At 69.8% G+C, this 14854-nt stretch carries 11 protein-coding genes; 4 read left to right on the top strand and 7 right to left on the bottom strand.

What is annotated here, in order from left to right:
* Positions 1–42 precede the first annotated feature (42 nt).
* On the bottom strand, positions 43–1047 hold the full coding sequence (locus tag ACKTT0_RS16740; RefSeq protein WP_407850939.1) for a magnesium and cobalt transport protein CorA: 1005 nt from the start codon (positions 1045–1047) through the stop codon (positions 43–45).
* Positions 1048–1095: 48 nt separating this feature from the next.
* Positions 1096–3198: an ATP-dependent helicase gene (locus ACKTT0_RS16735; RefSeq protein ID WP_407850938.1), complete on the bottom strand. Its 2103-nt coding sequence runs from the start codon at positions 3196–3198 to the stop codon at positions 1096–1098.
* 116 nt (positions 3199–3314) lie between these two features.
* On the opposite strand from ACKTT0_RS16735, the gene ACKTT0_RS16730 reads away from it, so the two are divergent.
* Positions 3315–4256, top strand: coding sequence for a DUF72 domain-containing protein (locus tag ACKTT0_RS16730; protein WP_407850937.1), 942 nt, complete (start codon positions 3315–3317; stop codon positions 4254–4256).
* Between the two features lie 3 nt (positions 4257–4259).
* Here the strand turns inward: ACKTT0_RS16730 and ACKTT0_RS16725 are convergent, their stop codons facing one another.
* Genes ACKTT0_RS16725 through ACKTT0_RS16715 form a run of 3 tightly spaced genes read right to left on the bottom strand, consistent with a single transcriptional unit; the run spans position 4260 to position 8165 of the window.
* Complete coding sequence (locus ACKTT0_RS16725; RefSeq protein ID WP_407850936.1) at positions 4260–5783, bottom strand: amidase; 1524 nt, start codon at positions 5781–5783, stop codon at positions 4260–4262.
* An 11-nt stretch (positions 5784–5794) separates the two neighbouring features.
* On the bottom strand, positions 5795–6775 hold the full coding sequence (locus ACKTT0_RS16720) for a Bug family tripartite tricarboxylate transporter substrate binding protein (RefSeq protein WP_407850935.1): 981 nt from the start codon (positions 6773–6775) through the stop codon (positions 5795–5797).
* Positions 6776–6827: 52 nt separating this feature from the next.
* Complete coding sequence (locus ACKTT0_RS16715) at positions 6828–8165, bottom strand: D-serine ammonia-lyase (protein WP_407850934.1); 1338 nt, start codon at positions 8163–8165, stop codon at positions 6828–6830.
* A 125-nt stretch (positions 8166–8290) separates the two neighbouring features.
* Between ACKTT0_RS16715 and ACKTT0_RS16710 the strand changes: the two genes are divergently transcribed.
* Positions 8291–9196, top strand: coding sequence for a LysR family transcriptional regulator (locus ACKTT0_RS16710; RefSeq protein WP_028353603.1), 906 nt, complete (start codon positions 8291–8293; stop codon positions 9194–9196).
* Positions 9197–9233: 37 nt separating this feature from the next.
* Here the strand turns inward: ACKTT0_RS16710 and pdxR are convergent, their stop codons facing one another.
* Complete coding sequence (pdxR, locus tag ACKTT0_RS16705) at positions 9234–10721, bottom strand: MocR-like pyridoxine biosynthesis transcription factor PdxR (protein ID WP_407850933.1); 1488 nt, start codon at positions 10719–10721, stop codon at positions 9234–9236.
* Positions 10722–10865: 144 nt separating this feature from the next.
* Between pdxR and ACKTT0_RS16700 the strand changes: the two genes are divergently transcribed.
* Positions 10866–12131: a 4-aminobutyrate--2-oxoglutarate transaminase gene (locus ACKTT0_RS16700; RefSeq protein WP_028353605.1), complete on the top strand. Its 1266-nt coding sequence runs from the start codon at positions 10866–10868 to the stop codon at positions 12129–12131.
* A 96-nt stretch (positions 12132–12227) separates the two neighbouring features.
* Entirely contained in the window at positions 12228–13697 is a 1470-nt protein-coding gene (locus ACKTT0_RS16695) for an NAD-dependent succinate-semialdehyde dehydrogenase (protein ID WP_407850932.1), read from the top strand.
* A 165-nt stretch (positions 13698–13862) separates the two neighbouring features.
* On the opposite strand, the gene ACKTT0_RS16690 is transcribed toward ACKTT0_RS16695, so the two are convergent.
* On the bottom strand, positions 13863–14846 hold the full coding sequence (locus ACKTT0_RS16690) for an IS110 family RNA-guided transposase (RefSeq protein ID WP_407847750.1): 984 nt from the start codon (positions 14844–14846) through the stop codon (positions 13863–13865).
* Positions 14847–14854: the final 8 nt, after the last annotated feature.

Raw genomic sequence — 14854 nt, 5'->3', positions numbered from 1 at the left:
CAGTGTGCCACAGAGCGTGCCGGCGGCGGAACGCGGCCCGCGCTACAGCCAGCCCGCCTTGCGGAAGCGCCAGTACAGCACCCCGCAGGCGGTGACGATGGCGACCAGCGTGACCGGGTAGCCCCAGTGGGTCTTGAGCTCGGGCATGAACTCGAAATTCATGCCGTAGATGCCGGCAACCGCGGTGGGCACTGCCAGGATGGCGGCCCAGGCCGCCAGCCGCCGGGTGATGTCGTTCTGCTGTGTCTGGGCGATCATGAGGCTGGCTTCGAAGGCGAACGCCAGCGCCTCGCGCAGCGCGTTGATGAGCTCATCGACCCGCAGCACCCGGTCGGCCACCACGGCGAAGTACGGGCGCGCGTTGGCGTCGACGGTGGACATGTCCATGGAGGCCAGGCGCCGGCAGATCTCGGCCAGCGGCGCGATCACGGTATGGATGCGCAGCAGGTCGCGGCGCTGCCGGTACAGTTTGCGGATGTCCGAATCCTTGGCGCCGCGGATCATCAGCTTCTGCTCGGCGCTCTCGACCACGCTTTCCAGCTTGGCGGCGGCCGCGACATAGCGGTCGATGAGCAGGTCCAGCAGTTCGGACGCGACATAGTCGCTGCCGCGCCGCAGCAGGTCCGGCGCGCCTTCCAGGCGTTCGCGCAGCTCGCTGTGGCTGGCCGTGGCGCCGCGCCGCACCGTCACCAGGTAGCCGCGGCCGATCACGACCTGGGTTTCGCCGAACACGGGCCGGTCCTGCTCGACCTCGACGGTGATGGCCACGACCAGCACGCAGCTGCCGAAATCGATGATCTTGGGGCGGCGGTGCGTTTCGAGCATCTCGTCGCGCGCCTTGGCCTTGATGCCGAGGTCGTCGGCCACCCGCCGCAGCATTGCCTCGCCAGGATTGCGCAGGCCGATCCAGAGCAGGTTCTCGTCCTGGCAGGTATACGCCTTGATGCCCTCGATGGGGACGTCGTAGGCGCGCTCGCCCCGTTCATAGGCCACGGAGGCGACCACTTCGCCTTGCGGCTGCGACGTAGCGGATTCATTCTGCGGCATGCGGGTCTCCGGAACGCGCCCCGGCGCGGGCGACCGGGGCATGATAGCTCACGAGAACAGCTTGCGGACCCGCTGCGCCACGTCGATCCGGGGCGCGGCCTGTTCTGGCGGACGGCCGCGGCCGAACGGCAGTTCCGGCGGCCTGGGCAGCGACTCGAACAGCGGCAGCAGCGGCTCGGGAATGAAGCGCGTGCGCGACCCGTAGACATGGCGATCGCCCAGCCCGGTCTGCTGGTGCACATAGAAGCGTTGCGGCATGACGAGCTGCAGATGCTCCTTGGCGCGTGTCATCGCCACATACAGCAGCCGGCGCTCTTCCTCGATTTCCTCGGCGCTGCCGGTGCTCATGTCCGACGGGATGCAGCCGTCCACTACGTTGAGCACATAGACCGACTTCCATTCCTGCCCCTTGGCCGAATGAATGGTGGACAGGATCATGTAGTCCTCGTCGCGCAGCGGCGGCCCGGATTCCGCGCTGGTGGCGTCGGGCGGATCCAGCGTCAGCTCGGTCAGGAAACGCTCGCGGCTGGCATAGCCGGCGGCGATGCGCGCCAGCTGGTCCAGGTCGGCCTTGCGCACCCGCGCATCGTCGTACAGGCGCTCGAGCTGCGGCGCATACCAGCGCAGCGCCAGGTCCAGGTCGCCGGGCCATTGCAGCCCTGGCGCGCGCAGCGCGGCATAGGTCTCGGCAAAGGCCTGCCAGTCGCCCCGCGCGGCCGCGCCCGGCTTGAAATCCGCGAGCGCCGCCAAGGGGTCGGCCGCCTCGGCCAGCGCGTCCATGAGGCGGCCCGCGATGGCCGGCCCGATGCCGGGCAGCAGTTGCGCCACCCGGAACCCCGCCAGCCGGCCGCGCGGGTTTTCGGCCCAGCGCAACAGCGACAGCACGTCCTTGATATGGGCCGCCTCCAGGAAACGCAGGCCGCCGAACTTGACGAATGGAATATTGCGGCGCGTCAGCTCGAGCTCGAGCGCCGCGCTGTGGTTCGACGCGCGGAACAGCGCCGCCTGCGACTTCAGGGTGGCGCCCTCTTCGCGCCGCGCCAGCACCTGGTCGGCCACCCAGCGCGCCTGGCCCGCCTCGTCGCTGACCGTGACCAGCGCCGGCAGGCGGGTCGAGGCGCGGTCGGTCCAGAGGTTCTTGGTGTAGCGCTCGCGCGCCAGGCCGATCACCGCATTGGAGGCGTCCAGGATGGGCTGGGTCGAACGGTAATTGCGCTCGAGCGCGACGATATGGGCCGGGCGCGCGAACTGCGATGGAAAATCGAGGATATTGCGCACCGTGGCGGCGCGGAAAGAATAAATGGATTGCGCGTCGTCGCCCACCACGGTCAGGCCGCGGCCGTCGGGCTTCATGGCCAGCAGGATGGCGGCCTGCAGCCGGTTGGTGTCCTGGTATTCGTCCACCAGCACATGATCGAAGCGCCCGCCCACGTCGCGCGCCAGCACTTCATCCTGCATCATCTCGGCCCAGTACAGCAGCAGGTCGTCGTAGTCGAGCACCTGCTGGTCCTGCTTGGCCTGCACGTAGGCGGCGAACAGCCGCTTGAGCGCGTCTTCCCATTGCGCGCACCAGGGATAGGCGTCCTTCAGCACCTCGGCCACCGGGGCCTGGCTGTTGATGACGCGCGAATACACGGCCAGGCAGGTGCCCTTGAGCGGAAAGCGCTCGGCAGTGGCCGACAGGCCCAGTTCGTGGCGCACCATGCCCATCAGGTCCTCGGCGTCGCCACGGTCGTGGATGGTGAAGCTTTCGGCCAAGCCGATGCGGCCGGCGCAGTCGCGCAGCAGGCGCGCGCCGATGCTGTGGAAGGTGCCCGCCCACGGCAACGCGGGCGCCTGCTGGGTGGGATGCAGTTTCATCACGCGCCGCAGCACGGTGCCGACGCGGCGTTCCATTTCCTGGGCGGCGCGCCGCGAGAACGTCAGCAGCAGCATGCGCTGCGGGTCGGCCCCGTTGAGGATCAGGTGCGCCACGCGATGCGCCAATGTGCTGGTCTTGCCCGAGCCGGCGCCGGCGATCACCAGCAGCGCGGGCGCGGCCGGGGCGCCCACGCCGAACTCGGCCGCCTCGCGCTGGGCGGGGTTCAGGTCGGACAGGTAATCGGCGTCGCCGCGAGCGGCGCCGGCAGCAGAATCAGGAGAACCGGACATGGGGAAGGACGAAGACAATACTGTATATTCATACAGACTATAACCGGAACTCGACCGCCGCCGTCGCCCAGGGCCCGCGCACGCTGGCGCCCCGCCGCGCCGGCCGCCTTCCCGCCATGTCCATCCTGACCGGCACCGCCTCCTGGACCGACCCCACCCTGCTGGCCTGCGGCCGCTTCTACCCGCCGCACGTGCGCACGCCGGAGGCGCGCCTGCGCCACTATGCCAGCCAGTTCGGCATGGCCGAGGTCGACGCCACTTACTACGGCCTGCCCAGCGGCCACATGGCGCATGCCTGGGCCACGCGCACGCCGGGCCGCTTCGTCTTCAACGTCAAGGCGTTCCGGCTGTTCACCGGCCATGCCGCGTCGCTGCGTGCCCTGCCCGCCGATATCCGGCGCGAACTGGGCGCGTCCGGCGACGACGCCGACGCGCCGGCGCCACCCGGCAGCCCCGCGCGCAGCGCGCCCACGCTCTACTACGGCCAAGTGCCGGCCGAACTGCGCGACGAACTGTGGCGCCGCTTCCTGGTGGCGCTGGAGCCGCTGCGGCTGGCGGGCAAGCTGGGCGCCGTGCAGTTCCAGTTCGCCCCCTGGGTGCGGCGCGAACCGCGCGGCATGGCGCTGGTGCGCGACTGCGCGCGCCACCTGGATGAGCACCTGATGGCGGTGGAGTTCCGCCATCGCAGCTGGTTCGACAGCGCCGCCGCCAGTGCGTCCACCCTGGCCTTCGAGCGCGAGCTGGGCGCGGTGCATACGGTGGTCGACGCTCCCCAGGGCTCCGACAACACCGTGCCGGCCGTCTGGGAAACCACCCATCCCGACCTGGCCGTCGTGCGCCTGCACGGGCGCAACGCCGCCGCATGGAACAACATGACCGGCGCCTCGTCCGGCCGCTTCCAGTACGAATACTCGCCGGCCGAACTGGCCGAACTGGCCGAGCGCCTCAAGCGCCTGGCCGAGCGCGTGCGGCAGGCCCATGCGGTGCTCAACACCAACTACCAGGACCAGGGCATGCGCAACGCGGCCGGCCTGGCGGCGGCGCTGGCCCGGTCGTAGCCGCTACACCGCCGACACCGCCCCGCCCTGCCCACCGGCCGGCAGCGTGGGCGGCGCGGTGACGATCGACGTCAGCGCAGGCTCGGCGGGACGCAGGGCGGCCAGGTCGGGAAGCGGCCGGCGCAGCGCCTCGATGCCGGCGAAGGCCTGCTCCATGGCCTGCGCGGCGGCCAGCACCTGCAGGTCGGCGCGGAACGGGCCGATCACCTGCAGCCCGAACGGCATGCCCTGCGCGTCGCGGCCGCACGGCAGCGTGAGGGCCGGGTGCGTGGTCAGCGTCACGACATACGTCAGCGCCAGCCAACGGTAATAGTTTTCCTGCGGTTCGCCATTGATGGTGTCGGCATACAGCTGCGTCCAGGGGAACGGCGAGACCGGCGTGGTGGGGGCCAGCACCAGGTCATAATCGGCGTAGACCTGCTGGAAGCGCTTGAGCACGCGGGTCTGCTCGGCCTGGGCCCAGGCGCTGTCCAGCAGGCTCATGGCCGCGCCCATCTCGTAGTTGGCGCGGGTGTTGGGCCCCAGGCTGTCCGGGTCCTTCTCGTAGGCGTCGCGCATGCCGGCCACGAATGCCTCGGCGCGCAGCACGTCGAAGCAGCGATGCACCTCGCCCAGTTCCATTGCCACCGGGTCGCAGGCGGCGAACAAGTGGCGCATGGCGGCGATCTTGGCGCGGAAGGCGGCGCGGATGCCGTCGTCCACCGCGCAGGCGCCGAAGTCCTCGGTGTAGGCCACGCGCAGCGCGCCCAGGTCGGCCGGCCGCGGCTGCAGGAATTGCAGCGGGTCCAGCGGGTAGCTGAGCGGGTCGCCGGCATGCACGCCGGCCGAGGCCGCCAGTTGCAGGCACGCGTCGGCCACGGTGCGGCCCATCGGCCCCACCACCGAGATCGGCGTCCAGCCCAGCGGCTTGCGGGCGCTGGGCACCACCCCGGGCGAGGGCCGGAAGCCGACCACGCCGCACTTGGCCGCCGGGATCCGCAGCGAACCTCCGGTATCCGAGCCGGTGCAGACCGGCAGCATGTCGCACGCCAGCGCGGCCGCCGAGCCGCCCGACGAACCGCCGGCATTCAGGTTAGGGTTGAACGGGTTGCCGGTGGCGCCCCATACCGCATTGCGCGAGTTGGCGCCGGCCCCCATCTCGGGCACGTTGGTCTTGGCGGCGACGATGCCGCCCGCCCGGCGCAGGCGCGCTACCAGTTCCACATCGTCGGCCGGCACATGGCCGCGGTACAGCGGCGAGCCGTAGGTGGTCAGCACGCCGGCGGTCGGCTCCAGGTCTTTCACCCCCAGCGGCAGGCCATGCAGCAGCCCCAGCGGCTGGCCGGCCAGCACGGCGCGCTCGGCCTCGCGCGCCTCGCCGCGGGCCCGCTCGTAGGCGGTCGCGGTGACCGCGTTGACGTACGGGTTGACCTGCGCGATCCGTTCGATGCAGGCCTCCAGCAGTTCCACCGGCGACACCTGCCGCGCGCCGATCAGGCGGCGCAATTCGACCGCGGAAAGCGATACCAGGGATTCGTCCAATGCCATGCTGCCACTCCTCATTCGACTTTGATGTTGGCGCGCTGCGCGATCTCGCGCATCGAGACCAGCTCGGTGCGGATCAAGGCCTCGCTGGCCGCGGCGTCGGAATACTCCGGTTCGAATCCCAGCGCCTCCAGATTCTTGCGCACCTCGGGGTCGGCCACCGTGTCGCGCAGCGCCGCCTCGAGCCGGGCCTTGGCCTGGGCTGGCAAGCCGCGCGGCGCCACCATCATCAGCCAGGTGTCCATGTTCACGCTCGGGTACCCCGCCTGCGCCATGGTCGGCACATCCGGGAAGAAGGCCGACGGCTTGGGCGCGGAGATGGCCAGCACGCGGATCTTGCCCTGCCGGGCCTGCGGCAGCGCGGCCGCGACCGTGTCCACCGAAAAAGGAATCTGGCCGCCGATCAGGTCGGTCATGGCGGGCGCGCTGCCCTTGTAGGGCACGTGCGTCATCTGCACGCCAGCCGCGGCCAGCAGGGCCTCGCCGACGAAATGCGAGGTCGTGCCGGTGCCGAACGACCCGTACGGTGGCTTGCCATGGGCGGGATCCTTCACATAGGCCACGAATTCCTGCAGGTTCTTGACCGGCACCTGCGGGTTCGCCAGCAAGGCCAGGCCCGAGCGGCCGACGATGCCGATGGGTTCGAAGCTCTTGACCGAATCATAGGGCAGGTTGCTGCGGATCGCCGGGTTGACCGTGAAGGTGCTGCCCGAGCTCACCAGCAGCGTGTAGCCGTCGGCGGGCGACTTGGCCACGTGGCCCGCGCCGATGACCGTGCCCGCGCCGGCGCGGTTCTCGACCACCACCGTCTGGCCGAGCTTCTGGCCCAGCGTCTTGGCCACTACGCGGCCCACCACATCGGTGGCGCCGCCTGGCGGAAAGGGCACCACCAGCGTGATGGGACGGTTGGGGTAGACATCCTGCGCGACGGCGGCGGCACCGCCGCCCAGCAAGCAGGCACATGCGAGACTGGCACCGAGAAACGGGATTTTCATGGGTGTACTCGAGGTTGTGGTGGTGGAAAGGCTGGCACGGACTGCGCCGCGCTCAGGAAGCGGCCGCGGCCTGCCGGCCGCGGCGCAGGAAACCCGCGTATTCGTCGTCCGGCACGTACAGCCCGCCGGTGGTCCAGACCAGGTGCGTGGCGCGCGCCAGGCGGCCGACCAGTCCATGGGCGCGCAGCCAGGTCCGTCCCGCGTCGCTGCCGCACAGCCGGGCGGGGCCGCTGAAACCCGCGGCCGCCGACGGTTCGATGCGCAGCCCCTCGCTGTCGTGCAGGCGCGCCAGGTCGGCGAACAGGCGCTCGTCCGCCACCGTATAGACGCCGTCCAGCCACGCGCCGACCGCCGCGTAGGCCAGCTCGGAGGCGCGCGGCACGGCCAGGCCGTCGGCTTCCGTCTGGTTGCGCAGCCCCAGGTCGTACACCGAAGGCGGCCCGGCCAGCGGCGGCAACTGGCCGCAGCCGGCCATCATGCGCGCCAGGAAGCACGGCGACTGGGTGGGTTCGGCGAAAAAGCAATGCACATGCGGGCCGAACAACTGCCGCAGGCCGAAGGCAATGCCGCCAGGCGCGCCGCCCACGCCGCAAGGCAGGTAGACAAACAGCGGATGTTCCGCGTCGACGCGGATGCCTTCGGCGTCCAACTGAGCGCGCAGATGCCAGGCGGCCGCCGCGTAGCCCAGGAACAGCGACGACGACCGTTCATCGTCGACGAAATGGCCGCGCGGGTCGGCCCGCAGCTGGTCCCGGCCGGCCGCCACCGCCTGTTCATAGTCGCCCGCGTGCTCGATCACCTCCACGCCGCGGGCGCGCAGGCGTGCCTTCTTCCACGGCTTGGCGTCGGCTGACATGTGCACCGCCGCGCGCAAGCCCAGCGCCGACGCCATGACGCCGATCGACAGCCCGAGGTTGCCGGTGGAGCCGACGGCGACCTGGTAGCGGGCAAAGCAGGCGCGCGCCGCCGGACCGCCGAGCTTGCGATAGTCGTCCCCGGCATCGAGCAGCCCTTCGCGCAGCGCCAGGCCCTCGGCGAACTCCAGCACCTCATGGATGCCGCCGCGCGCCTTGATGGAGCCGGCCACCGGCAACTGGTGGTCGGCCTTGATCCACAGGCGGCCGGACGCGGCCGGCAAGCCCAGCGCCTGCTGCATGGCATCGGCCCGCAACAGCGGCGACTCGATGGCGCCGCCGCTGGCGCGCAATTCAGGAAACAGCTCCGCCAGCAGGGGCGCGAAGCGCGCCATCCGCAGGCGCGCCTGCTCCACCTGCGCGGCCGTGACAGGCGCGGGCGCGGCGGCATCGGCGCAGGCGGCCGGCCGGACCCACAGCAGGGGCTCGGCCCGCCGCAAGGCATGCAGGAGACGGGACGGATCGGCGGTAGTCATCTGGCGGCAAGAATCTCGTGCTATGGCGGGCCCGCTCATCCTAGGCGCAGACCGAGCCGTGCAGCAAGATCAATGGTTAGAATGATTCATTGCGCCAAACGCAAACCTTGCCCAGGAGCCGCATGATGAATACCCAGGTACTCCAGGAAATGGCGCTGCGCTATTTCCTGGAAGTGGTGCGCACCGGCTCGGTCAGCGCGGCGGCCGCCCGGCTCGAGGTCGCGCCGTCCGCGGTCAGCCGGCAGATCGCCCGGCTGGAACGCGAGCTGGACACGCTGCTGTTCGAGCGGCGCGCGCGCGGCATGGCCCTCAATGCGGCGGGCGAGCTGCTGGCCGCCCATGCCGGCCGCATGCAGCAAGACACCGACCGCATCGTCGAGGAGATCCAGGCGCTGCGCGGGCTGCGTCACGGCCAGGTGCGGCTGGTCACGACCGAAGGCTATGCCTCGGACTTCCTGCCGGCCGTGATCAGCGCCTTTCGCCGCCAATACGCCGGCATCCGCTTCTCGCTGGAGGCCTGCTCGCAGCAGGACATCCCGCGCCGCGTGCGCGACGGCGAGGCCGATATCGGCATCACGCTGGGCCTGGCGTCGCAGCGCGGCATCCGGGTCGAACTGCGCAGCCCGGCGCCGATACGCGCGGTGCTGGCGCGCGACCATCCGCTGGCCGGGCGGCGGGCCCTGTCGCTGGCGCAGGTGGTCGCCTATCCGCTGGCCCTGCCGAATGGCGACACCACGCTGCGGCAGCTCATCGACATCAGTTGCAGCCGCCAGCAGCTGCCGTGCGAGCCGGTGTTCACCAGCCAGCGCCTGGACGCGCTGGTGGGCTTCGCCAGCGCGGGCGGCGGGGTGACCTTCTGCGGCGAGCTGGCGATCCGCAACCGCCTGCGCTGGGACAATATCGTCGCCGTCGCGTTGCGCGACCGCGAGATGAACGAACGCCATTTCGAGGTGCAGACCCTGGCCGGCCGCGTCCTGCCGCAAGCGTGCAAGGCCTTCATCGGCTATCTCAAGAACGCCGTGTCGGCATGACCGCGCGCCTGGCCGGCATGGCGCGGCGCGCCCGCGCCTACCTTTCCCGGTCGACCTGGGCCAGGCTCTGCAGCAGCACTTCGAACTTGCGCGCGATCTCGCTGTCGGGCACGCAGGCGTAGCCCAGCAGCAAGCCGCGGCGCCCCGGCGTGCCCGCCGCGTAGTAGCGCGACAGCGGACGCGTCAGCACCCCGCGCGCCCGCGCCACCTCTACCACCCGCGCGTCGTCCATGTCGGGCGGCAAGTTCAGCACCAGGTGCAGCCCCGCGTCGCTGGAATCGCGATGCAGCCATTGCGCGCCCAGGCGGCGCTCGATGAGATTGACCAGGATGGCGCGCCGGCGCGCATACAGCATGCGCATGCGGCGGATATGCGCCGCATAGTGGCCTTCGGCGATGAATGTCGCCAGCGCCGCGTGGGTCATCAGGTGGCCCTCGCGGTAGAGCTCGGCGTGCGCCGCCTGGAATGCCGCCGTCAGCGCCTTGGGCAGCACCAGGTAGCCGACCCGCAGGCCCGGGTACAGCGTCTTGCTGAACGTGCCCAGGTAAATCACCGGCGCGTCGGGCTCCAGGCCCTGCAGCGAGGCGATGGGCCGGCCCGAGAAGCGGAATTCGCTGTCGTAGTCGTCCTCGATGATCCAGCTGCCCCAGCCGCGCGCCATGGCCAGCAGTTGCCGGCGCCGCGCCAGCGACATCACCGGGCCCAGCGGATACTGGTGCGACGGCGTGACGAACACGAAACGCGGCGGCGCGCCGTCGGCCTGCGTCGGCACCTGCATGCCTTCCTCGTCGACCGGCTGGTGCACGATGCGTATGCCGTTGGCCGCCAGCACGCTGCGCGCGCCCCAGTATCCGGGGTTCTCTACCCAGGCCACGTCGCCCGGGTCGCCCAGGATGCGGGTGGCCAGGTCGATGGCCTGGTGCGAACCCTCCACGATGATGATCTGGTCCGGCTCGCAATCGACGGAACGCGTCAGCGAAAGATGCTGGGCCAGCGCCTCGCGCAGCGCGGGCAGGCCGCCTCCGTACGAATAGCTGAGCATGTCCGGCGCGGGATCGCGCCACAGCGCGCCGACGATGCGGCCGAACTTCTTGTGCGGGAACTCGGTGACGTCGGGCACGCCGGGCATGAAGGCGCCCCACTGGTAGGGCGAGGCCGAGACCTCGTCGACGATCTGCGCGCCGCGCCGCGACAGCGCGGCGCCGGGCTGCGCGGCGCTGGCATGGCGCTGGCCGCGGCCGCTGGCCAGGTAGGTGTCGGGCACCGAATCGGTGACGAAGGTGCCGTTGCCCTGGCGGCTGTAGGTATAGCCCTCGGCCAGCAACTGGCCGTAGACGTGCACCACGGTATTGCGCGCGATGCCCAGCTCGGCCGCCAGGTCGCGCGAGGCCGGCAGCCGCGTGCCGGCGGGGATGGCGCCTTCGAGGATGGCTTCGCGGATGCCCTGGTACAGGCGCTTGTTCATCGGCCCGTCGCCGGGTTCGCCCAGCCGCAGCTGCAGGAGGTCGCCGGCAAGGGATCGCAATTGGTTCTACCTGTTTTGCTGCAGTGGTTCCTACGAATGGAGCCATCTTAGCATTAAATAACCCATTGACAGGCGCCGCCCGGCGGCGCCGGCGCTTCCCGCCGCATCCGCGCGGCCTGACCGTTTGCCATCGAGGTTGTTGATATGCAGAACCCAGACTTGAACACGCGCCGTTCGCTCGCCACGCCGCGCGGCGTGGGCGTGATGTGCGACTTCTATGCCGTGCGCGCGGAAAACGCCACGCTGTGGGATCACACCGGCAAGGAATACATCGATTTCGCCGGCGGCATCGCCGTGCTGAACACCGGCCACCGCCATCCCAAGGTGAAGGCCGCCGTGGCCGCCCAGCTCGAGGCGTTCACCCATACCGCCTACCAGATCGTGCCGTATGAAGGCTACGTGGCGCTGGCCGAGCGCATCAACGCCCTGGCGCCCATCGGCGGCCTGAAAAAGACCGCCTTCTTCACCACCGGGGTGGAAGCGGTCGAGAACGCCGTCAAGATCGCGCGCGCCTACACCGGCCGCTCGGGCGTGGTGGCGTTCACGGGCTCGTTCCATGGCCGCACCATGCTGGGCATGGCGCTGACCGGCAAGGTGGCGCCCTACAAGCTGGCCTTCGGCCCCATGCCGGGCGACATCTACCACGTGCCCTTCCCCAATGCCACGCAGGCCATCAGCGTGGCCGACTCGCTCAAGGCACTCGACCTGCTGTTCAAGTCGGATATCGATCCCAAGCGCGTGGCGGCCATCATCATCGAGCCGGTGCAGGGCGAAGGCGGCTTCAACATCACGCCGCCGGAACTGATGAACGCGCTGCGCAAGGTCTGCGACGAGCACGGCATCCTGCTCATCGCCGACGAAGTGCAGACCGGTTTCGCGCGCACCGGCAAGCTGTTCGCCATGCAGCACCACGCGGTCGAGGCCGACCTGATCACCATGGCCAAGAGCCTGGGCGGCGGCTTCCCGATCTCCGGCGTGGTGGGCCGCGCCGAAGTCATGGACGGCCCGGCCCCGGGCGGCCTGGGCGGCACCTACGCCGGCCACCCGCTGGCCATCGCGGCCGCCCACGCCGTGCTGGGCGTGATCGAGGAAGAACGGCTGTGCGAGCGCGCCGCGGAGCTGGGCCGCCGCCTGCAGGAGCGCCTCGCCAGCCTGCGCCCCCGCTGCCCGGCCATCGCCGATGTGCGCGGGCTGGGCTCGATGGTCGCGCTGGAACTGAACGACCCCGCCACCGGCCAACCCGATGCCCAGGCGGTCAAGCGCGTGCAGGACGAAGCGCTCAAGCGCGGCCTGATTTTGCTAAGCTGCGGTGTATACGGAAACGTATTGCGCTTCCTGTATCCCTTGACCATCCCGGATGCCCAGTTCGAACGGGCCCTGGATATCCTCGCCGATGTCCTGACCGCCTGAAGGCGGCATCCTCCGGACCACATCCGGCCCGCCGCGCCCGCCCGGACGCGGCGGGCCGGCGAGCCGTTTTCGCGCTTTCCATATCAAGGAGCATTCATGTCGCAACTGTCCCATCCGCTCAAGCGCGCCGAACTGCTGCGCGACGCCTGCTACATCGACGGGAAATGGGTAGGCGCCGGCGGCGCCGCCGCGATCCCGGTCGACAACCCCTCCACCGGCAAGACCATCGTCTCGGTGCCCAAGCTGGGGCGCAAGGAAACCGAGCAGGCCATCGCCAGCGCCGCGGCCGCCCTGCCCGCCTGGGCCGCCAAGACCGGCAAGGAACGCGGCGCGATCCTGCTGAAATGGGCCCAGCTGATGATGGCCAACCAGCAGGACCTGGCCGCCATCATGACGTCGGAGCAAGGCAAGCCGGTCGCCGAAGCGGCCGGCGAGATCGCCTACGCCGCCTCGTTCCTCGAATGGTTCGCCGAAGAAGCCAAGCGCATCGACGGCGACATCCTGCAAAGCCCCAAGGGTGGCCAGCGCCTGATGGTGCTGAAGCAGCCCATCGGCGTGACCGCCGCCATCACGCCCTGGAACTTCCCCGCCGCCATGATCACCCGCAAGGTCGGCCCAGCGCTGGCCGCCGGCTGCACCATGGTGGTCAAGCCGGCCCAGCAGACGCCGCTGACCGCGCTGGCGCTGGCCGTGCTGGCCGAGGAAGCCGGCGTGCCGGCCGGCGTGTTCCACGTCATCACCGGCAGTTCGCGCGAAATCGGCGCGGCGCTGTGCGAAAGCGAAGTCGTGCGCAAGCTCAGCTTCACCGGCTCCACCGAAGTGGGCCGCACCCTGATGGAGCAATGCGCGCCCACCATCAAGAAGCTCTCGCTGGAGCTTGGCGGCAACGCGCCGTTCATCGTCTTCGACGACGCCGACCTGGACCGCGCGGTGGACGGCATCCTCGCCTCCAAGTACCGCAACGCCGGGCAGACCTGCGTGTGCGCCAACCGCATCTACGTGCAGGCGGGCGTCTATGAAGAAGTCGTCAAGCGGCTGGTCGCAAAGGTCGAAGCCATGAAAGTGGGCGACGGCTTCGCCGACGGCGTGGTGCAGGGCCCGCTGATCGACGGCAATGCCGTCGCCAAGGTGCAGGAACACATCGCCGACGCCACCGCCCAGGGCGCCAAGGTGGTCACCGGCGGCCAGCCGCACGCGCTGGGCGGCACGTTCTTCCAGCCGACCGTGGTGCGTGACGTCACCGCCTCGATGCGCTTCGCCGTCGAGGAAACCTTCGGGCCGGTGGCGCCGCTGTTCAAGTTCGAGACCGAGGCCGAAGTGCTCGAGCAGGCCAACAACACCATCTTCGGCCTGGCCGCGTACTTCTACACGCGCGACTACGCGCGCATCTGGCGCGTGTCCGAAGCGCTCGAATACGGCATCGTCGGCATCAACACCGGCATCATCTCGAACGAGGTCGGGCCGTTCGGCGGCGTCAAGCAATCGGGCCTGGGCCGCGAGGGGTCGAAGTACGGCATCGAGGAATACCTCGAACTGAAGTACCTGTGCGTCGACCTGGGCGCATGAGCTTGCCAGGCACCGGTATCTGACACCCGCCGCGGTCAGTGTCGCTGTCAGGTGTCTGACACCCCCCGGGATGCCCCAGGCAGGCAGGGCCCGTCTCATGGGGTGTCAGACACCTCCCCCTCCGCTCGCGTGTCAGACACTCGGCTACAGATACCGTCTCGGCAGTCAAGCATTTAAAGCGTAGTCACTGCGGTAGGGGGTGCGGTTTTTGAGCACGCCGAAGCACAAGTGAGTGAGCTTTCGCATGGCCGCGCCCAGCGCGGCCATCTTGCTTTTGCCGGCCTTGAGCAAGCGGGCATAGAGCTGCTGCACGTGCGGATTACGCCGCACGGCCACGATGGCAGCCATGTAGAGAATGGCCCGCACCTGAGCCGGGCCGGCCTTGGACAGCCGCGCTCGGCCGCACAGGCTGGTCCCGGACTGGCGCTGCACCGGCACCACACCCAGGTAAGCGGCCAACGCCCCTGGCGAGTCGATACGCCGGTTGTGCATGATCGACAGGATGGCATTGCCTGTTTGCGGGCCGATGGCCGGGATGCTGGTCAACAGCTCGCGATCTTCTTTCAGGTCCGGATGACGATCGATATGGTCGTCGATCGCACGCTCCAGGCGCTTGAGCTGCTCGCGCAAGAACGCCACGCTCTCGCTGATCGAGCCCGTCACCAGTTGCGGCGAGCGGCCGAACTGGGCCTTCTCCTGGCGGTTGAGTTCTCGCTGCAAATCCTGAACCAGCGCCTCGCGCCGAGCCAGCAGCGCGCGCAACTGCCGCGCGTGCAGCGGCGCAGGCTGCCAGGCCGACGGACGCAGCACCTGGCCATAGCGTGCCAGCACGTAGCTATCGATTCCATCGGTCTTCGAGCGCACCGCCAGCGCACCCGCAAAATCGCGAGCCTGCGCCGGGTTGATCATCGACACCGTCACCCCCGCATCGTGCAGCGCCGTGCCGGCCTGCTCGTGATACGGCCCGGTCGGCTCAAGCACGGCATGCAACTGCTCGGGCTGCGCGCCCTGCTTGGCGCACCAACCCAGCAACAGCCGCACCCCGGCCGCCGTATTGGGCACCACCTTGGTCTTGCGCTTGGTCCCTTCGGCGCTCAACAGCGCGCAATCCAGCTTCGCCTTTGAAACATCAATTCCCAGAAAAAACATAGACTTGG

This window comes from Bordetella saccharivorans (assembly GCF_045862855.1).
Taxonomy (GTDB): Bacteria; Pseudomonadota; Gammaproteobacteria; order Burkholderiales; family Burkholderiaceae_B; genus Bordetella_A; species Bordetella_A petrii_F.
The sequence above is the reverse complement of the archived record's forward strand: the minus strand, read 5'-3'. Positions and strand labels throughout refer to the sequence as shown.